Genomic DNA, 17,553 nt, shown 5'->3' on the forward strand with positions numbered 1-17,553 from the left:
GCGCAGGCGGGGTGATCGTGCAGACTGATCCGGAGACGGAGGCCCAGGTGAACGAAGCGCTGTCGACGAGCGCCCTCGCGGCGCTCGGCGAGCCCGCATCCGGCGACTACGAGCTGCCGGAACGCACCTCCTCGAGCCTGCAGGCGACGGCCGAACGGATGGCGAGCCGATACCGCTCCGTGGGCGACACGGTGGTCGAGGTGCTCCGCGCCGGCATCCTCGACGGCACGCTCGCCCCCGGCCAGAAGCTCCGCCAGGCGACCGTCGCCGAGATCCTCGGGGTCTCCCGCGTCCCGGTCCGCGCCGCGCTCATCCAGCTCGAGGCCGAGGGGCTCGTCGAGGCCGACGGCCGCCGCGGCGCGCACGTGAAGTCACTGACGCCGCGGCAGGCCCGCGAGCTCTACGACGTCCGCGCGGTGCTCGAGGTGGAGGCGCTGCGCCAGGCGATGGCCGAGATGACGCCCGATCGCCTCGAACGGCTCCGCGAACTCGCGCGCATCGCCGACGACGAGAACCACGGCGCCGGCTTCGTGGCCGCACGGGCCGCCTTCTACGGCGAGCTCTACGACGCCGAGGAGCGGGCCGTGCTCTGGGACACCATCGAGCGGCTGCGGCTCAAGGTCGGCCGCTTCGTGCTCGGCTGGCGGCTGCACGACTCGCCCGAGCACGAGCGCACGCACACCGCCCTCGTCGAGGCCGTCGCGAGCGGCGATGTCGAGCGGGCGACGGCCGTGCTGCGCGGGCACCTCGCGGGCATCCGGGACGCCGTCGTCGCCCGGCTCGAAGCCGACGTGCCCGACTAGGGAACTGGTTCCCCGAGCTCGTCGAGGGGCGCTTCGACAGGCTCAGCGAACCAATGGCTCCCCGAGCCTGTCGAGGGGCGCTTCGACAGGCTCAGCGAACCAGGCTCAGCGAACCACGCCGCTAGACGTCGAGGCGGATGCTGCCGCGGAAGCGGTCGGACGGATCGGGCTCGGCCGCGGGGTCGCCCTGTTCGTCGGCGAAGGCGATGCCCTTGTCGCCGTCGGGCGTGGGCGCCGGCGTGGGCAGCCGGTTCTGCTTGTCCATCTCGAGCTGCGCCTCGTACTTGCGCGGCGCGAAGACCTCGTCGCCGATCATGAGCACCGCGTGCCCGGACGGCTTGCCGCGCTTCGTCTTGTCGGAGAGGTCGATCCACCCCCGGCGCACCAGGAACGCGGCCACCGCCACCACGACGACGGCGATCAGCGCCCAGACCCACCACTCCATCCGGGCGATTGTAGCGTCCGACGCTGAGCGTTCCTCGCGCCATCCACCCGTCCCGCCACGAAGGCGACCCCGAGGTCGCATGAACGGCGACTTCCGAGCCTGTCACCGTGCGCTTCGCGCGACTCCACCTCGTGGAGTCGCGCGAACGGATGCCTCGGGCCGCTCGCCTGCGCCGTTTGCGCGACTTCGCGGTGCGGGTGGGGGAACGAGCGGCCGCCTACGGAACCCGGTTGAGCCACTCCGGGGTCGCGAACTTCGAGGCGACGAGCTCTTCGGCCTCGGCGAGCTCGTCGGGCGCGACCGTGCCGGGCTGCGCCCCGTACAGCGAGACGAAGGTCTGCTTCAGGCGCTCGATGATCTCGGCGCGGCTGAGACCCGTCTGCGAGCGCAGCGGGTCGACGCGCTTCGCCGCCGAGGCGATGCCCTTGTCGCTGATCTTCTCGCGGCCGATGCGCAGCACCTCGAGCATCTTCTCGTTGTCGAGGTCGTACGACATCGTCACGTGGTGCAGCACGCCGCCGTTGCCGAGCCGCTTCTGCGCGGCCCCGCCGATCTTGCCGGCCGGGCTCGCGATGTCGTTGAGGGGCTGGTACGTGGCCTCGATGCCGAGCGAGCGCAGGCCCTGCAGCACCCAGTCGTCGAGGAAGGCGTAGGAGTCGGCGAAGCTCATGCCCTGCACGAGCTCGGCCGGCACGTACAGGGAGTAGGTGACGACGTTGCCCTTCTCCATCATCATCGCCCCGCCGCCCGAGATGCGCCGGACGACCTCGAAGCCGTGCTTGGCCGCGCCCTCCGGGTCGACCTCGTTCTTCACCGACTGGAACGAGCCGATCACGACCGCGGACTCGTCCCACTCCCAGAAGCGCAGCGTCGGCTTGCGCCGGCCGTCGCCGACCCGGCCCGCGAGCACCTCGTCGAGCGCGAGGTGCAGGCGCGGCGGCACGGCGGGATCGTGCACGAGCTCCCACTCGTAGTCCGCCCAGCTGCGCGCCTCGGTGAGGGCGCGGCGCACGACCACGGCGACCGCCTCGGGCGAGAAGCCGAGCAGCACCGCGTCGGGGCGGAGGCCCTCGGCGACCGCCTTCGCGATCGTCTTCGCATCGGATGCCGCCGGCAGGCCGTCGAGCGCCCGGTCGAGGTCGCCGAGCGCCTCGTCGGGTTCGAGGAAGAAGTCGCCGGCGACCCGCGGATTGCGGATCAGTCCGTCGACGACATCGAAGTCGACGACGACGAGCTTGCCCCCGGGAACCTTGTACTCACCGTGCATGCCCCCAGCCTACGGATCCGACGGCGGGCGCACGCCGGTTCGCCGCAACTCGGGCCTACGCTGAGACCATGACGACGTTCTTCCTCGCTCGCCACGGCGAGACCGTCTGGCACGCCGAGCACCGCTACGCGGGCAACTCCGACGTCGCGCTCACGCGGCACGGGCTCGGTCAGGCGGCGGCGCTCGGCGCCTGGGCCGTCGACGCCCGGCTCGACGCCATCGTCGCCTCGCCGCTCAGCCGCGCGCAGCGCTCGGCCGCCCCCGCCGTCGAGACGACCGGCCTCGAGCTACGCATCGAGCCGCGGCTCGTCGAGATCGACTTCGGCGTCGCCGAGGGACTCACGCCCGACGAGCTCGCCGAACGGTTCCCGGCCGAGTGGGCGGCGTTCTGCCGCGCGCCCGCGTCGAACCCGTTCCCCGGCGGCGAGTCGGGGCGCGCGGGCCTCGCCCGTGCGATGCCCGCGCTCGACGAGCTCGTCGCGGAGTTCCCGGACGGGCGGGTGCTCATCGTCGCGCACGCGACGCTCATCCGGCTGCTGTTCTGCGAGCTGGCGGGCATGGACCCCGACGGCTACCGCGACCTGCTGCCCGTGCTCGGCAACTGCAACGTCACGACGATCGTCTACCCGTGGTCGATGGAGTCGAGCGCGAGGCATCCGAACCATCCCCGCATGCGCCTGCTCGGCTTCGACGTCCCGCCCGACCGCGCCGCCACCTGAGTCGCCCCTGATCCGACTTGCCCGACTTTCATGAAAGTCGGGCAAGTCGGAACACGGGAACGCGCAGCTCAGTCGACGGCGAAGCGCTCGTCGAGCCAGGCGACCAGGTCGGCGCGCACCTCCTCGCGGTTCGTCTCGTTGAAGATCTCGTGCCGCGCGCCCGCGTAGACGATCAGCTCGACGTCGACGAGACCCGAGCGGCGCACGTACGCCTCGGCGAGCCGGCGCGCACTCTCCTCGCCGCCGAGCGGGTCGTCGTCGCCGACCATGATGAGCAGCGGCAGCTCCTTCGGCAGGTGGCGCGCCGGGCGACCGAGGAGGCGGGCGGCGTCGAGCAGCCCGAACAGCTTCTGCAGCGAGACGTCGGTCGTGTACGGGTCGGCCATGAACGCCTCGGCGACGGCGCGGTCGCGGGAGAGCCACTCGACCGTCGTCGCGCCGAGGTGCGCATGCCGCTTGTTGAGGTCGCCGCCGTTCATGTGCCGGAGGGTGCGGTAGGCGGTGCCGGTGAGCACGACGCCGTCGTAGCGTTCGGCGTGCCGGTTCACGATGATCTGCCCCATGAGCGAACCCCAGGAGTGGCCGAGGTAGACGAGCGGCAGCTCGTAGCCCTCGGTCTCGCGGATCACCTCGGTGAACTGCTCGACGGCCGCGATCGTGGCCCGGAGCCCGCCGGGACCGAGCCGTCCCATGCGGGTGAGGTCGCCGCCGTGCTGCTCGAATCCCGTCTTGCCGTGGCCGCGGTGGTCGTCGGCCCAGACCGAGTAGCCGGCCGCGTTCAGCGCCGCGATGAGCTCGCCGTAGCGGCCGATGTGCTCGCCGACGCCGTGGGCGAGCTGGATCACCGCGTGGGCGTCGGGCACCCGCCACGACTCGTAGTGGATCCGGACGCCGTGCGAGTCGGTGAAGGTCGCCATGCGCTCATCATGGCAGGCGGGCCCCGTCGGTGCACGGGCGCCGATCCGCGGGGCGGTCGCCGCGCAATTTACTTAGCCACACTAATTTGTTAGACTAACGATCATGACGGATGCCGCGACCAGCACCGCCTCGACCGACGCACGCCGCCCCGAGGCTCCCCGCCGTCGTACCCTCGCCGAGCAGTCCACCGAGCTGCGCATCGCGATCATGCGGCTGTCGCGGCGGCTCCGCCAGGAGCGCAGCGACACCGAGATCAGCGGTTCACAGTTCTCCACCCTCGGCTGGATCCACAGCGAGGGTCCGCTCACCATCGGCCGGCTCGCCGAGCTCGAGCGGGTCACCGCCCCGTCGATGAACCGCACGGTGAACTGCCTCGTCGACGCCGGCTACGCCGAGCGATCGAGCTCCCCCGACGACGGCCGCAAGGTGCTCGTCACGGTGACCGAGGCGGGCTCGCGCGTGGTGCTCGAGACCCGCAAGCGGCGCGACGCGTGGATCGCGAAGCGCTACGCCGCCCTCTCCCCCGACGAGCGCGAGACGCTCGCCCGCGCCACCACGATCCTCGGGAGGCTCATCGACCAGTGAGTGCCATGTTCCGTTCCCTCGCCCACGTCAACTACCGCATCTGGTTCATCGGGGCCCTCGTGTCGAACATCGGCGCGTGGATGCAGGCCACCGCCCAGAACTGGGTCGTCCTCACCGAGCTCAGCGACAACGACGCCCTCGCCGTCGGCATCACGATGGCGCTGCAGTTCGCCCCGCAGCTGCTCCTCGTGCCCGTCACGGGGCTCATCGCCGACCGCTTCGATCGTCGCAAGATCCTCGTCGTGACGCAGTCCTCGATGATGCTGCTCGGCCTCGCGCTCGGCCTGCTGCTGATCTTCGGCCACGCCGATCTCTGGCACCTCTACATCTTCGCCGGGCTCCTCGGCATCGTGAACGCCGTCGACAACCCGGCCAGGCAGACCTTCGTCACCGACCTCGTCGCGAGCTCCGACATGTCGAACGCCGTCGCCCTGAACTCCGCCTCGTTCAACACCGCCCGCCTCATCGGCCCGGCGGTCGCGGGACTGCTCATCGTCGTCGTCGGCTCCGGCTGGGTGTTCGTGATCAACGCGGCCACCTTCGTCGCGGTGCTCGCCGCGCTCGCGATGCTCCGCGGGCGCAAGCTCAAGCGGATGCCTCGGGCCCCGCGCGAGCGCGGCGCCTTCATCGCGGGCTTCCGCTACGTGTGGAGCCGCCCCGACCTCGTCGTCGTCTTCGTGATCGTGTTCCTCGTGGGCGCGTTCGGCATGAACTTCCCGATCTTCTCCTCGACGATGGCGGTCGAGTTCGGCCGCGGCGCCGGCGAGTACGGCCTGCTCAACTCGATCCTCGCGATCGGCTCGCTCGCGGGCGCCCTGCTCGCCGCCCGGCGCGAGCGCGCCCGCATGCGCATCATCATCCTCGCGGCGGCCGGATTCGGCGTCGCCGCGCTGGTGTCGGCGATCATGCCGGAGTTCGGCTGGTTCGCCGCCTCGACCGTGCTCATCGGCTTCACCGCGGTGACGCTGCTCACGACGGCGAACGGCTACGTGCAGACGACCACCGAGCCGGTGCTGCGCGGGCGCGTGCTGGCGCTCTACTTCGCGATCCTCTCGGGCGGCACGCCCATCGGCGCCCCGATCGTCGGCGCCGTGGCGAACAGCTGGGGCCCGCGCTGGGGACTGGGCGTCGCCGCGATCGCCGCGGGCGTCGCCGCCCTGATCGGCCTCGCTTGGCTCGTGGTGTCGCGCGGCATGCGCCTGGTCCGGCATCCCGAGCGCCGCTGGGCCGCCGCGGTGCGCTTCGAGGAGCCGCCGACCGCCGCGATCGCCGTCGTGCCGACCTCGGCCATCCCGGCGGTGCGCACGGAGGCCGTGCCGGTCATCCCCGCGGAGGCGCTGCAGGTGCCCACCGAGGCGAGCCCCATCGCGGATGCCTCGGACACCGCCGTCCCGCCGCGCCGGGGCCGCTTCGGCGGCGCCCGCCGGGCCCGGGCCGCCCGCCTGAGGTAGGGAACAGACCCCGGCCCGCCGCGGCGCCTAGATGACGCCGAGCGAGAGCATCGCGTCGGCCACCCGCGTGAAGCCGGCGATGTTCGCGCCGACCACGTAGTCGCCGGGGGCGCCGTACTCCTCCGCCGTCGCCGCGGTGCGCTCGTGGATCGCCGCCATGATCTCGGCCAGGCGCTGCTCGGTGTGCTCGAAGCTCCACGAGTCGCGCGAGGCGTTCTGCTGCATCTCGAGCGCGCTCGTCGCGACGCCGCCGGCGTTCGCCGCCTTGCCCGGCCCGAACAGCACGCCCGCCTCGCGGAACACGCGCACGGCGCCCGGCGTCGCGGGCATGTTCGCGCCCTCGGCGACCGCGACGAGCCCGTTCGCGACGAGCTTCGCGGCCTGCGCCTCGCTGAGCTCGTTCTGAGTCGCGCAGGGCAGGGCGACGTGGATCGGCTCGTCGCTCTCGATGTCCCAGACGGATGCCCCGGGCAGGAAGCGGGCGCGGCCGCCGCGCTCCTCCGCGTAGACGGCGATGCGCTCGCGGCGGCGCTCCTTCACATCGCGGAGCAGGGCGAGGTCGATGCCGTCGGGGTCGTGGATGGCGCCGGACGAGTCGGACGCGCCGACCACGACGCCGCCGAGCTCGACGACCTTCTCGATCGCGTAGATCGCGACGTTGCCCGAGCCCGAGACGAGCGCGCGGGCGCCGTCGAAGGAGCGGCTGCGGGTCGCGAGCATGTGCTGGGTGAAGTACACGGCGCCGTAGCCCGTCGCCTCGGTGCGCACGAGCGAACCGCCCCAGGTCAGGCCCTTGCCGGTGAGCACACCGGACTCGTACTGGTTCGTCATCCGCTTGTACTGGCCGAACAGGTAGCCGATCTCGCGGCCGCCGACGCCGATGTCACCGGCCGGCACGTCGCGGTACTCGCCGACGTGGCGCGACAGCTCGGTCATGAACGACTGGCAGAAGCGCATGATCTCGCCCTCGGACTTGCCCTTGGGATCGAAGTCGCTGCCGCCCTTGCCGCCGCCGATCGGCATGCCGGTCAGGGCGTTCTTGAAGATCTGCTCGAAGCCGAGGAACTTGACGGTACCGAGCCCGACGGTCGGGTGGAAGCGCAGGCCGCCCTTGTACGGGCCGAGCGCCGAGTTGAACTGCACGCGGAAGCCGCGGTTGATGCGCACCCGGTTCGCGTCGTCGACCCACGGCACCCGGAAGATGATCTGCCGCTCGGGCTCGCAGATGCGCTCGAGGATCGAGGCCTGCACGTACTGCGGGTTCCGCTCGAGCACCCGGTCGAGGGAGCCGAAGACCTCGCGGACGGCCTGGTGGAACTCGGGCTCACCGGGGTTCCGGGACAGGATCTCGTCGTAGACGTCGTCGATCAGATTCGGGGTCGCGGGCACGCGGAACTCCTTCGGGACTTGGCGGACGGGAAGCGCAAGGGCCGGGGCCGGTGCGGGGTCGCCGAGCGACGCGCCGTTGCGTGCGGGCTGGGTCCACCATAGCCAGCCGGAGCGGAGACTCCGCAACTGTGACGGCCGCCAACCCGGCGGCTCAGTGGCCGTGGGCGAGCTGCTGCAGCAGCACGACGACCGCGCCGAGGGCGACGAGGATGCCGAGGGCGAGGAGCTGCTTCCACCAGGCGATGCGGGTGCGCCGCACGGCGGCGTAGCCGATCACGCCGAGCGTCGCGAGGTACACGATGCTCGAGATGCGCAGCGCGGGCTCGAGCTCCATCACCCCGGCCCAGGCGAGCGCGAGCAGGACGAGCGGCACGCCGGCGGAGGCGAGCGCGGTGCCCGACACCCGCACCATCCGGCCGGCCTCGGCGCGATCGGGGAACGCCTCGTGCACCGCGAGATGGGCGATCACGTCGGCCACGAAGCCCGCCGCGGTGATCGCGACGATGCCGACGAGGAGGGTGACCGTCGCGCGCGCCGCGTCGATGTGCGCGACGTTGGAGTGCTGCACCAGCACGATGGCGAGCCCGGTGAAGGTCGCGTACACGCGCTCCTTCAGCGCATCCGCCCGTTCCTCGCTCGCCCGATCGGACCTGGCCATGCGCCCAAGCTAGCAGCGGCGCCCGCGTCGCGCCCGTCCCGGCGGGTGCACGGCGGCTCTGGAAGGATGGCGGCATGAGCGACGCGCGACTCACGGTGACCGTGCCCGGCGAGACCCTGCTGCGGGCCCTCGAGGCCACGCCGGGTGGCGTGCCAGACGGAGCCGAGGTGCTCGTCTGGGGGCTCGATTCGCCGCCGCCCGCACCGCAGCTCGACCTCGTCGTGCCGCCCTACATGGATGCGGCCGACAAGGTGGGCGCGCTCGCCGGCGTCGAGTGCCGCCTCGTGCAGTCGCAGTCGATCGGCTACGACGACCTCGTCGAGGTGCTGCCCGCCGGCCACGTGCTCGCGAACGCCGCGAGCGTGCACGAGCCCTCCACGGCCGAGCTCGCCGTCGGCCTGATGATCGCCGCGCAGCGCGGCATCCCCGAGTTCGTGCGCGCCGCGGACGAGGGCCGCTGGGCGCCCGTGCGCCGGGCCAGCCTCGCCGACCGGCGGGTGCTGCTCCTCGGCGTCGGCGGCGTCGGCCGGGCGATCGAGGATCGACTGGCCCCCTTCGAGGTCGAGCTCACCCGCGTCGCGAGCCGCGCCCGCGACGATGAGCGCGGCCACGTGCACGGCATCGACGAGCTGCCCGAGCTGCTGCCCGCGGCCGAGATCGTCGTCGTCGGCGTGCCCCTCACCGAGGCGACGACGGGCCTCGTGGACGCCGGGTTCCTCGCCGCCCTGCCCGACGGGGCGCTCGTCGTCAACGTCGCCCGCGGCAAGGTCGCCGACCCCGAGGCGGTGCTCGCCGAGGCCCGCAGCGGGCGGCTCCGCTTCGCGCTCGACGTGGTCGACCCGGAGCCGCTGCCCGAGGGGCACCCCCTGTTCGCGCTGCCGAACGTGCTGATCACGCCGCACGTCGGCGGGGCATCATCGGCGATGATGCCGCGCATGGCCCGGCTGCTGCGCGAGCAGATCGAGCGGATGCTCGCCGACGAGGAGCCGCGCAACATCGTGTTCCGCAGCTGAGCGCGCCGCGGCATCCCGCCTGTTTCCGACCGACCGACCGACCGACCCGAGAGGATCGCATGCCCGCCTTCGACCACGCCTTCGACTGGACCCGTCGCCACGTGGCGAGCGGCGCGCTGCCCACGGCGGTGCTCGGCCTCGCCGACGCCTCGGGCGTCATCGCGATCGAGGCGTTCGGTGAGGCATCCGCCGACGACCACTACCCGCTGTTCTCGATCACGAAGCCGCTCGTCGGCCTCGCCGCGCTCGAACTCGTCGAGCAGGGCCGGCTCGCGCCCACGACGACGCTCGGCGCGGCGCTGCCCGGGTTCCGCCGCGCCGAGGAGGTGCAGCTGCGTCACCTCGTGAGCCACAGCTCGGGCATCCTCGAGTCGCCCATGGACCAGCCGGAGCTGCGGCGCACGCTGCTCGCCGCCGACTCCGACTTCGCCCCGGGCACTGCGACCCGCTACTCGACGCTCGCGTTCGAGGGCGTCGCCGCGCTCATCGAGCACGCGAGCGGCGAGCCGTGGGAGGGCCGCGTGCTCGAGCTCGCCCGCCGAGCGGGGGCCGACGGGGTCACCTTCGACCGCGAGTCCACGCGGCACGCGCCCGTCGACGCCGCGGCGTTCGGACTCGACTGGGACCGCTTCTCGACGCTGCGGCATCCGGGCGCCGGCGCCTTCGCCCGCGCGAGCGACCTGCTCGCCCTCGGCTCGGCGCTGCTGCGGAACGACGGCCGCGTCGTCTCCCCCGCCGCCGTCGAGGCGATGCGCCGGCCGCTCACCGAGGGGCTGCGCAAGCTCGAGCCGTTCACCGAGGACCGCGGGCAGGAGTGGGGCTTCGCCTGGAACCTGCTCGTGCGCGCGCCGGGGCTGCTCGCCCGCGACACGTACGGGCACGCCGGCTGGGCGGGCACGCAGTTCTGGATCACGCCGTCGCGGGACGTCTGCGTCGTGCTGCTGACGAACCGCCCGGAACCGGCGCAGTTCGGCATCGTGGTCGACGAGCTGCAGAACGCCGTCGTCTCGACCGCCTCCCGGCGCGCGCTCGGCTGAGCGGCGGGTCGGCCGAGCGGCGCCTAGCGGGTCCAGGTGCCGAGGCCGCTCGTGTCGTAGAAGTTCAGGGTCATCGAGTCCCCCGAGGCATCCGCGCCCCCGCCGCCGAGCACGAACGCGGCCGAGGACCGCGACCCGGCCGGGGCGTTCTCGCCGTCGGGTTCGAAGGCGAAGACGTCGCCGTCCCAGGGCTCCAGCTCGAGCTCGGTCGCGCCGCCGTTGCCGAGCCGTACGACGAGCCCGCTGCCCGCCTCGTCGACGGCGACCACGGCCTCGCCGTAGTACGGGTTCTGCCACGTGCCGGCGTAGTCGGCGAGCGGGCGCGGCGGCGCCGGGTCGGCGGGACGGCGCTCCCCCGCCAGATCCCCCGCCGGCTCGAAGTAGTGGCCGAGCGCCGCCCCGTACGCCTCGAGCCAGTCGCGCGTCGCCTCGCCGTACTGCACCCGGTCCAGGAACTCCGACACGATCGCCTCCGCCGCACCGACCGGGGCGCCGTTCGTGAGCGCGACGACGCCGAGGTCGAGCGCGGGCACCAGCTGGAAGTTCGTGCCCGCGCCGAGGATGAAGGCCCCGGAGTGCCCGAGCGTCACCCGCCCGCTCGGCTGCGTGCCCACGTTGAAGCCGTAGCCGTAGAAGCCGGCGCGCGCGTCGGGCACGGGCGGCAGGCCGGTCGCGATCTCGGGCGCGATCGCCGGGGCGAGCGCGGACGGCGCGATCAGCTCCTCCCCCGCGAAGGTGCCGTCGTCGAGCACGAGCGACATCCACTTCGCCAGGTCGACGACGTTGGAGCTGACGCCGCCGGCCGGCGACTGGGCGTCGGGCCTGCGCTCGTAGAGCGGCGCGAACGCGCCGTCGCCGGTCTTCGCGTGCAGCGTCGCCCGGTTGTCGCGGGCGAGGAAGTCCTCGTAGCGCGAGCTCGTCGAGTCCATGTGCAGCGGTTCGTAGAGCTCGCGCTCGGAGAGCGTCGCCCAGTCGACGCCGGCGGCGTTCGCCACGGCCTGCGCGCCCGTCGTCATGCCGAAGTTCGCGTAGTTGTAGGAGATGCGGAAGGGCTGCAGCGGCTGGTACCGCAGGTGGTCGAGGATGTACTCGCGGTCGTAGCCGAGGTCTTCGAGCTCGTCGCCGGCGGCCATCGGCAGGCCGGAGCGGTGCGCGTAGAGGTCGGCGACGGTGAGGTGGTCCGTCACCCAGGGGTCGGCGAGCGCGAAGCCCGGGAGCAGCGGCGTGACCGGGGTCGACCAGTCGACGACGCCGGCGGAGACCTGCGAGGCGACCACCGTCGCCCCGATCGGCTTCGACATCGAGGCGATCTGGAACACGGTCTCCTCGTCGACCGCCGCCTCCTCGCCGAGCGTGCGGACGCCGAAGCCCTGCGCGAAGCGCAGCTCCCCGCCCTGCACGACGGCGACGGCGGCGCCCGGGACGCCGGATGCCTCGAGGATCCGTTCGACCTCCTCGGGCAGCTGCTCGAGCGCGGCGTCGAACGCCCCGTCGGCGAGCTCGACCGCGTCCTGCGGCGGAATCTCGCCGAGCGCGGCACGCGGCGCGTAGCTCGGCGCGGTCGTGCACGCGGTCAAGGCGGTCAGTGCGGTGAGCGCGACGGCGAGCGTCGCGATCCTGCCGATGGATGCCTGTCGCCGCATGCGGTCCTCCCCGGGTCCTGCGTGCAGCCTAGCGGCGCGGGCGTGCGGTGTCGCCGAGGCGTGCCCCGTCGACACCGCACGATCCGGTTACGCGGAGGCGGGAGCGGATGCCGCGTCGAGCGCCGCGAGCTCGGCCGGGGTGAGCTCGAGCTCGGCGGAGGCGAGCAGGGCGGGCAGCTGCGACGTGGTGCGGGCGCTCGCGATCGGCGCGGCGACGGTCGGCCGGCTGCGCAGCCAGGCGAGCGACACCGTCGCGACCTCGGCCCCGTGCGCGGCGGCGATCTCGTCGAGCGCCGACAGCACGGCCCGCCCGCGGTCGTCGAGGTACTCGGCCGCACCGCCCGCGCGGACGCTCGCACCGGGGGCCTCGAGGTCGGCGGCGTCGCGGTACTTGCCGGCGAGGAAGCCCTTCGCGAGCGAGAAGTACGGCAGCACGGCGAGCCCCTCCCGCTCGGCGCGCTCGCGCAGGGCTCCCTCGAAGTCGCGCTCGACGAGGTTGTAGTGCGGCTGCAGTGCAACGGCGCGGTGGAAGCCGTTCTCGGCGGTCACGCGGAACCACTCGTCGATGCGCTCGGGCGTGTAGTTCGAGATCGCGATGGCCCGCACCTTGCCCGCGTCCACGAGCGCGGAGAGGGCGCCGACGGTCTCCTCGAGCGGCACCGACTCGTCGTCGAAGTGCGCGTAGTAGAGATCGATGCGGTCGGTGCCGAGTCGGGTCAGCGAGGCATCCGCCGCGGCCCGGATGTTCGCGGCCGAGAGCCCGGCGAACTCCGGGTGCGTGCTGACCTTGCTCGCGATGGCGAGCTCGTCGCGGTCGGAGCGGCCGGCGAGCCAGCGGCCGATGATCGTCTCGCTCTCGCCGCCGCTGTGACCGGGGACCCAGTGCGAGTAGCCGTCGGCGGTGTCGAGGAGGGTGCCGCCGCCCGCGACGAAGGCGTCGAGCACCTCGAAGGAGCCGGCCTCGTCGGCCGTCCAGCCGAAGACGTTGCCGCCGAGCGAGAGCGGGAACGGGCGGACCCCGAGCGTCTCGGCGAGGCGGGCGAGGGCGGGGCTGGTGGCGGCGATGGCACTGGATTCGGTCATGCCTCCGGCCAACGGCGCCCCGCGCGCGGGTATTCCCCGTTCAGGCGCGCGGCGTAGGCTCGCGTCATGCCGGCATCCAGCGAACCCCGCGTGGCCCTCTACTTCGACTTCGACAACATCGTGATCTCCAGGTACGACCAGCTGCACGGCGACAGCTCGTACCGTCGCGACACCTCGCGCACGAAGGCGCCCGCGGCGGGCACGAAGACGGCCGAGCGGCTGCGTGCGGCGACCGTCGACGTCGACGCCGTGCTCGACTTCGCGGCGACGTTCGGCACGATCGCGATCGCCCGCGCCTACGCCGACTGGTCGGGGCACGTGAACGCGAGCTACCGCGGCCAGCTCATCGACCGGGCGGTCGACCTGGTGCAGCTGTTCCCGCTCTCCTCGACGAAGAACGGGGCGGACATCCGGCTCGCGGTCGACGCGGTGGAGGACATGTTCCGCCTCGACGACCTCACCCACATCGTGATCGTCGCGGGCGACTCCGACTACGTGGCGCTCGCGCAGAAGGCGAAGCGGCTCGGCCGCTACGTCGTCGGCATCGGCGTCGCGGGCGGCACGAGCCGGGCGCTCACCGCGGCGTGCGACGAGTACGCGGACTACGACGCGCTGCTCGCGACCGACGCCGCGGTCGGCGACGACGAGGACGAGGAGGCAGCGCCGACGCCGGCGCCCGCAGCCGAGGCCGCGCCGGCCGCGACGAGCGGTTCCGGCTCGCGCCGGCGGCGCGGCGGAGGCAAGCAGCAGGACGCCGCGGCCGAGCCGGGCCCCGAGGAGCAGGCGGATGCCGAGGCCGAGACCCCGCCCGCCGAGCGCCCCTCGGCGCGCACGCTGCAGTTCATGCCGCCGGTCGAGCCGGCGGCCGAGGCACCCGGCAGTCCCCGCAACCCGGGTCGGCTGCTGCTGAAGGCGATCGAGCTGCTGCGCTCGAAGAACGACGAGGAGTGGCAGAGCTCCAGCGCCGTGAAGAACCAGATGATGCGCATGGACCCGACGTTCCAGGAGCGTCGGCTCGGGTTCGCCTCGTTCACGGAGTTCCTGAAGTCGCGGGGCGGCGTCGTCGAGCTGGATGAGTCGGGCCGGGGCCGCGTGCGCATCCGCCCGAAGAAGGGCTGAGCCGAACCGGCCCATCGAGGTGCCGCACCTGTGGTCTGACCACATCTGCTACCCTGTGGTCTGACCACAGGAGGTTCCGTGAGCGACACCCGCGCCTGGCAGCACGTGCTCGAGCACGTCGAGTCGCGCCTGCTCGCGGGCGAGCTCGCCCCCGGCGACCGCCTCCCCGGCGAGCGCGCCCTCTCTGCCGAGCTCGGCGTCGGCCGCTCGAGCGTGCGCGAGGCGCTGCGGGTGCTCGAGGCGATGGGACTCGTCCGCACCGCGTCCGGCTCCGGCCCGAGCGCGGGCGCGGTGATCGTCGCGACCCCCGACGGCGGCATGCGCACCCTCATGCGCCTCCAGGTCGCCGCGCGCGGGCTCCCCGTCGCCGACCTCGTCGACACCCGGCTGCTGCTCGAGGGCGCTGTCGCGGCGCGCCTCGCCGAGGCCTCCGCCGGCGAGGCATCCGCCGCCCCTGACCTCACCGCGGCCGCGCGCCTGCTCGACGCCATGGACGATCCGACGCTCGCGCCCGAGGAGTTCCTCGCGCTCGACGCCGCGTTCCACCTCGCCCTCGCCGAGGCCGCCGGCAACCAGGTCACCCTCGCGACGATGGCGGGCCTACGCAGCGGCATCGAGGGCTACGTCGTCGCCGGCATGCAGCGCATCGCCGACTGGCCCGCCATGGCCGAGCGCCTGCGCGCCGAGCACCGCGGCGTCATCCGTTCGATCAGCGACGGGGATGCCGCGGCGGCCCGTCGAGGCATCCACGACCACATCGCCGGCTACTACGCCGCGATCTCCGACCCCGCACGATAGGACCACGAAATGGTGCAACGCCAGCTGCCGAACCCGCGCGAGCTCTTCCAGCTCATGAAGTTCAAGACGCCGACGATGAACCCCACCGATCGCCGGCTCGAACGCGCCCTCACGATCTGGGACCTCCGCGACATCGCCCAGCGCCGCACCCCGAAGGCCCCCTTCGACTACACCGAGGGCGCCGCCGAGGACGAGCTGTCGCTCGCCCGGGCGCGGCAGGCGTTCCAGGACGTCGAGTTCCACCCCTCGATCCTGCGGAACGTGCCGGTGGTCGACACGAGCCGCGAGGTGCTCGGCGGGCCGAGCGCACTCCCCTTCGGTATCGCGCCGACCGGCTTCACCCGGCTGATGCAGACCGAGGGCGAGGTCGCCGGCGCCGGCGCCGCGGGCGCCGCGGGCATCCCGTTCACCCTGTCGACGCTCGGCACCACCTCGATCGAGGGCGTGAAGGCGGCGAACCCGGCCGGGCGCAACTGGTTCCAGCTGTACGTCATGCGCGACCGCGAGATCTCGTACGAGCTGACCCGACGCGCCGCCGCCGCGGGCTTCGACACGCTCTTCTTCACCGTCGACACCCCGGTCGCCGGGGCGCGGCTCCGCGACAAGCGCAACGGCTTCTCGATCCCGCCGCAGCTCACCCTCGGCACGATCGTGAACGCGATCCCGCGCCCGGCCTGGTGGATCAACTTCCTCACCACCCCGCCGCTCGAGTTCGCCTCGCTGTCGACGACCGGCGGCACGGTCGGCGAGCTGCTGGATGCCGCGATGGACCCGACGATCTCCTTCGACGACCTCGAGATCATCCGCGCCATGTGGCCCGGCAAGATCGTCGTGAAGGGCGTGCAGACCCTCGAGGACGCGAAGAAGCTCGCGGGCCTCGGCATCGACGGCATCGTGCTCTCCAACCACGGCGGGCGCCAGCTCGACCGCGCGCCGATCCCGTTCCACCTGCTGCCGGACGTGGCGCGCGAGGTCGGCGGCGACCTCGAGGTGCACGTCGACACCGGCATCATGTCGGGCGCCGACATCGTGGCCTCGATCGCGCTCGGCGCGCGCTTCACGCTGATCGGCCGCGCCTACCTCTACGGCCTGATGGCCGGCGGGCGGCGCGGCGTGGACCAGACGATCGCGATCCTCCGTACGCAGATCGAACGCACCATGAAACTGCTCGAGGTGTCCACCCTCGACGAGCTCGGCCCGCAGCACGTGACGCAGCTCGCCCGCCTGCAGCCGATCGCCCGCCCGGTGCAGGCCGCGGCCGAGCTCGCCACCGCATCGAAGCCGAAGACGGTCCGCTCGCCGAGGGCCACCGCGGCGAAGAAGCCGGCCGCTCCCGCCAAGAAGCCGGCCGCCGCCGCGAAGGCCGGCTGACCGCCGCACGCTCGTCCCGATCGTCGGTGGTGTTCCACGAATTTCCGCCCGGCGGGTAACGTTCTCGGCTCTGCTGGAAACTCTCCAGGTGACGCCGGGGGGCGATCGTCGCACCATCGGGCGTCGATTCGGGAGGAACGATGACGTTCAGCAAGTTCATGACCAGCGCGTCCGCCGAGCCCGGCCGGGCCCGCTGGCCTCGGATCGCGGCGGCGCTCGCCATCGCGTTCGGCCTCGCCGCCGGCTCGGTGGTGGCCGCGCCGCCCGCGCCGGCGCAGGCGGCCAACGGCGGGTACTGCTCGAAGCAGGTGATCTACTACCCGTCGGCGGGCACGTACTTCGTCGTGCCGGCGGATTCCAACTTCAACGTGCTGTGCCGGCTCGACAGCGGGGCGAACTCCATCGCGGTCAAGGCGCTGCAGGGCGGCCTGAACAGCTCCTGCGCGGTGAGCGCCGGGCTCGCGGTCGACGGCGTCTTCGGGCCGGCGACGCGCGCCGCCCTGATCCGCGCGCAGCAGAAGTTCGGGGTCACCGCCGACGGAATCTACGGTCCGAACACCGCGCGCGCCTTCAAGTGGAAGACGACGGCCGGCACCTGCCGCTCGATTCCCTGATCCGCGTCGTCTGACGAGACCGATGCCGAGACGGCCCGGCCCGATCGCGGGCCGGGCCGTCCTCGCTCAGCGGGCGCGCACGTACTCGGAGAACACGACGCCGTTGCCGAAGACCTGGGTCGAGACCTCGGCGAAGCCGACGGGCGCGTACGGGCGCGGCCCGAACAGCGGGATGCCGCCGCCGAACAGCAGCGGGTACCGCTTCAGCACCAGGCGGTCGATCTCGTCGGCGAGCTGCGCCGCGAGGGTGCCGCCGCCGCACAGCCAGATGCCCGAGCCATCCTGGGTCTTGAGCTCGCGCACGAGCCCGACCGGGTCGTGCCGCACGGTCTCGACGCCCTCGCCCGTCGCCTCGTGCCCGCGACTGAACACGAGCTGGCGGAGGTGGCGGTAGGGACTGTCGACGCCGGAGGGCAGCCCGACGGCGTAGGTGTTCCAGCCCATCAGCACGGTGTCGAAGGTGCTGCGGTCCTGCACGAGGCCGAGCGCCGCGGCCGCGTCGGTGGGGACGGTGTCGGCGAAGCGCTCGTTGATGGCGTCCATGTGGGCGCCCTCGACCGGGAAGGCGTCGTACTCGCCGTTCGGTCCGGCGATGAACCCGTCGAGGGTGACGGCGACGTAGTAGCTGAGTTCTCGCATC

Annotated in this window: 18 protein-coding genes; 10 read left to right on the plus strand and 8 right to left on the minus strand. The window is 72.9% G+C overall.

Annotated elements, in window-relative coordinates:
* Positions 1-17 precede the first annotated feature (17 nt).
* Positions 18-803 (plus strand): GntR family transcriptional regulator, encoded by a 786-nt coding sequence (locus QSJ60_RS00320; protein WP_285462107.1) that lies wholly within the window; start codon positions 18-20, stop codon positions 801-803.
* Between the two features lie 121 nt (positions 804-924).
* Here the strand turns inward: QSJ60_RS00320 and QSJ60_RS00325 are convergent, their stop codons facing one another.
* On the minus strand, positions 925-1,248 hold the full coding sequence (locus QSJ60_RS00325) for a hypothetical protein (protein ID WP_230765561.1): 324 nt from the start codon (positions 1,246-1,248) through the stop codon (positions 925-927).
* Between the two features lie 217 nt (positions 1,249-1,465).
* A complete protein-coding gene (lplAB, locus tag QSJ60_RS00330) occupies positions 1,466-2,515 on the minus strand; it encodes a lipoate-protein ligase LplAB (protein WP_230765559.1) in 1,050 nt (349 codons plus the stop codon).
* A gap of 68 nt (positions 2,516-2,583) precedes the next feature.
* On the opposite strand from lplAB, the gene QSJ60_RS00335 reads away from it, so the two are divergent.
* A complete protein-coding gene (locus QSJ60_RS00335) occupies positions 2,584-3,234 on the plus strand; it encodes a histidine phosphatase family protein (RefSeq protein ID WP_230765557.1) in 651 nt (216 codons plus the stop codon).
* Positions 3,235-3,302: 68 nt separating this feature from the next.
* On the opposite strand, the gene QSJ60_RS00340 is transcribed toward QSJ60_RS00335, so the two are convergent.
* Positions 3,303-4,151, minus strand: coding sequence for an alpha/beta hydrolase (locus tag QSJ60_RS00340; protein ID WP_285462108.1), 849 nt, complete (start codon positions 4,149-4,151; stop codon positions 3,303-3,305).
* A gap of 103 nt (positions 4,152-4,254) precedes the next feature.
* Here QSJ60_RS00340 and QSJ60_RS00345 point away from each other — a divergent pair, with 103 nt between their 5' ends.
* Positions 4,255-4,737 (plus strand): MarR family winged helix-turn-helix transcriptional regulator, encoded by a 483-nt coding sequence (locus QSJ60_RS00345; protein WP_285462109.1) that lies wholly within the window; start codon positions 4,255-4,257, stop codon positions 4,735-4,737.
* A 5-nt stretch (positions 4,738-4,742) separates the two neighbouring features.
* Positions 4,743-6,188, plus strand: a complete 1,446-nt coding sequence (locus QSJ60_RS00350) for an MFS transporter (protein ID WP_285462110.1) — start codon at positions 4,743-4,745, stop codon at positions 6,186-6,188.
* 27 nt (positions 6,189-6,215) lie between these two features.
* Here QSJ60_RS00350 and gdhA read toward each other — a convergent pair whose 3' ends face one another.
* Together gdhA and QSJ60_RS00360 are read right to left on the minus strand one after the other, a co-directional pair.
* Positions 6,216-7,577: an NADP-specific glutamate dehydrogenase gene (gene gdhA / locus QSJ60_RS00355; protein WP_285462111.1), complete on the minus strand. Its 1,362-nt coding sequence runs from the start codon at positions 7,575-7,577 to the stop codon at positions 6,216-6,218.
* Positions 7,578-7,728: 151 nt separating this feature from the next.
* Entirely contained in the window at positions 7,729-8,235 is a 507-nt protein-coding gene (locus QSJ60_RS00360) for a hypothetical protein (RefSeq protein ID WP_285462112.1), read from the minus strand.
* A gap of 74 nt (positions 8,236-8,309) precedes the next feature.
* Here QSJ60_RS00360 and QSJ60_RS00365 point away from each other — a divergent pair, with 74 nt between their 5' ends.
* Together QSJ60_RS00365 and QSJ60_RS00370 are read left to right on the plus strand one after the other, a co-directional pair.
* Complete coding sequence (locus QSJ60_RS00365; RefSeq protein WP_285462113.1) at positions 8,310-9,248, plus strand: 2-hydroxyacid dehydrogenase; 939 nt, start codon at positions 8,310-8,312, stop codon at positions 9,246-9,248.
* A gap of 59 nt (positions 9,249-9,307) precedes the next feature.
* A complete protein-coding gene (locus QSJ60_RS00370; RefSeq protein WP_285462114.1) occupies positions 9,308-10,285 on the plus strand; it encodes a serine hydrolase domain-containing protein in 978 nt (325 codons plus the stop codon).
* Between the two features lie 23 nt (positions 10,286-10,308).
* Here QSJ60_RS00370 and QSJ60_RS00375 read toward each other — a convergent pair whose 3' ends face one another.
* Both QSJ60_RS00375 and QSJ60_RS00380 read right to left on the minus strand, forming a co-directional pair.
* The gene (locus tag QSJ60_RS00375; RefSeq protein ID WP_285462115.1) at positions 10,309-11,928 is read right to left on the minus strand and encodes a serine hydrolase; all 1,620 of its coding nucleotides are present in this window, start codon (positions 11,926-11,928) and stop codon (positions 10,309-10,311) included.
* 87 nt (positions 11,929-12,015) lie between these two features.
* Complete coding sequence (locus tag QSJ60_RS00380; RefSeq protein WP_285462116.1) at positions 12,016-13,011, minus strand: aldo/keto reductase; 996 nt, start codon at positions 13,009-13,011, stop codon at positions 12,016-12,018.
* A 66-nt stretch (positions 13,012-13,077) separates the two neighbouring features.
* Between QSJ60_RS00380 and QSJ60_RS00385 the strand changes: the two genes are divergently transcribed.
* The 4 genes from QSJ60_RS00385 to QSJ60_RS00400 all read left to right on the plus strand — a co-directional run bounded on the left by QSJ60_RS00385 (position 13,078) and on the right by QSJ60_RS00400 (position 16,913).
* On the plus strand, positions 13,078-14,130 hold the full coding sequence (locus QSJ60_RS00385; RefSeq protein ID WP_285462117.1) for an NYN domain-containing protein: 1,053 nt from the start codon (positions 13,078-13,080) through the stop codon (positions 14,128-14,130).
* A gap of 78 nt (positions 14,131-14,208) precedes the next feature.
* A complete protein-coding gene (locus QSJ60_RS00390) occupies positions 14,209-14,928 on the plus strand; it encodes a FadR/GntR family transcriptional regulator (RefSeq protein ID WP_285462118.1) in 720 nt (239 codons plus the stop codon).
* A 9-nt stretch (positions 14,929-14,937) separates the two neighbouring features.
* On the plus strand, positions 14,938-16,299 hold the full coding sequence (locus tag QSJ60_RS00395; RefSeq protein WP_285462119.1) for an alpha-hydroxy acid oxidase: 1,362 nt from the start codon (positions 14,938-14,940) through the stop codon (positions 16,297-16,299).
* Positions 16,300-16,439: 140 nt separating this feature from the next.
* On the plus strand, positions 16,440-16,913 hold the full coding sequence (locus tag QSJ60_RS00400) for a peptidoglycan-binding domain-containing protein (RefSeq protein ID WP_285462120.1): 474 nt from the start codon (positions 16,440-16,442) through the stop codon (positions 16,911-16,913).
* Positions 16,914-16,979: 66 nt separating this feature from the next.
* On the opposite strand, the gene QSJ60_RS00405 is transcribed toward QSJ60_RS00400, so the two are convergent.
* Positions 16,980-17,552 carry a dihydrofolate reductase family protein gene (locus tag QSJ60_RS00405; RefSeq protein WP_285462121.1) on the minus strand — a complete coding sequence of 191 codons (573 nt, stop codon included), beginning with the start codon at positions 17,550-17,552 and terminating at the stop codon, positions 16,980-16,982.
* Between the last annotated feature and the right edge of the window lies 1 nt (position 17,553).

The organism is Agromyces sp. NBRC 114283, from assembly GCF_030268405.1.
In the GTDB taxonomy this organism is placed as follows: Bacteria; Actinomycetota; Actinomycetes; order Actinomycetales; family Microbacteriaceae; genus Agromyces; species Agromyces mediolanus.

Coding starts and splice junctions, on each gene's coding strand:
- QSJ60_RS00325 (WP_230765561.1), bottom strand. CDS start 1,248: ATGGAGTGGTGGGTCTGGGCGCTGATCGCCGTCGTCGTGGTGGCGGTG.
- lplAB (WP_230765559.1), bottom strand. CDS start 2,515: ATGCACGGTGAGTACAAGGTTCCCGGGGGCAAGCTCGTCGTCGTCGAC.
- QSJ60_RS00335 (WP_230765557.1), top strand. CDS start 2,584: ATGACGACGTTCTTCCTCGCTCGCCACGGCGAGACCGTCTGGCACGCC.
- QSJ60_RS00340 (WP_285462108.1), bottom strand. CDS start 4,151: ATGGCGACCTTCACCGACTCGCACGGCGTCCGGATCCACTACGAGTCG.
- QSJ60_RS00345 (WP_285462109.1), top strand. CDS start 4,255: ATGACGGATGCCGCGACCAGCACCGCCTCGACCGACGCACGCCGCCCC.
- QSJ60_RS00350 (WP_285462110.1), top strand. CDS start 4,743: ATGTTCCGTTCCCTCGCCCACGTCAACTACCGCATCTGGTTCATCGGG.
- QSJ60_RS00360 (WP_285462112.1), bottom strand. CDS start 8,235: ATGGCCAGGTCCGATCGGGCGAGCGAGGAACGGGCGGATGCGCTGAAG.
- QSJ60_RS00365 (WP_285462113.1), top strand. CDS start 8,310: ATGAGCGACGCGCGACTCACGGTGACCGTGCCCGGCGAGACCCTGCTG.
- QSJ60_RS00370 (WP_285462114.1), top strand. CDS start 9,308: ATGCCCGCCTTCGACCACGCCTTCGACTGGACCCGTCGCCACGTGGCG.
- QSJ60_RS00375 (WP_285462115.1), bottom strand. CDS start 11,928: ATGCGGCGACAGGCATCCATCGGCAGGATCGCGACGCTCGCCGTCGCG.
- QSJ60_RS00380 (WP_285462116.1), bottom strand. CDS start 13,011: ATGACCGAATCCAGTGCCATCGCCGCCACCAGCCCCGCCCTCGCCCGC.
- QSJ60_RS00385 (WP_285462117.1), top strand. CDS start 13,078: ATGCCGGCATCCAGCGAACCCCGCGTGGCCCTCTACTTCGACTTCGAC.
- QSJ60_RS00395 (WP_285462119.1), top strand. CDS start 14,938: ATGGTGCAACGCCAGCTGCCGAACCCGCGCGAGCTCTTCCAGCTCATG.
- QSJ60_RS00400 (WP_285462120.1), top strand. CDS start 16,440: ATGACGTTCAGCAAGTTCATGACCAGCGCGTCCGCCGAGCCCGGCCGG.
- QSJ60_RS00405 (WP_285462121.1), bottom strand. CDS start 17,552: ATGCGAGAACTCAGCTACTACGTCGCCGTCACCCTCGACGGGTTCATC.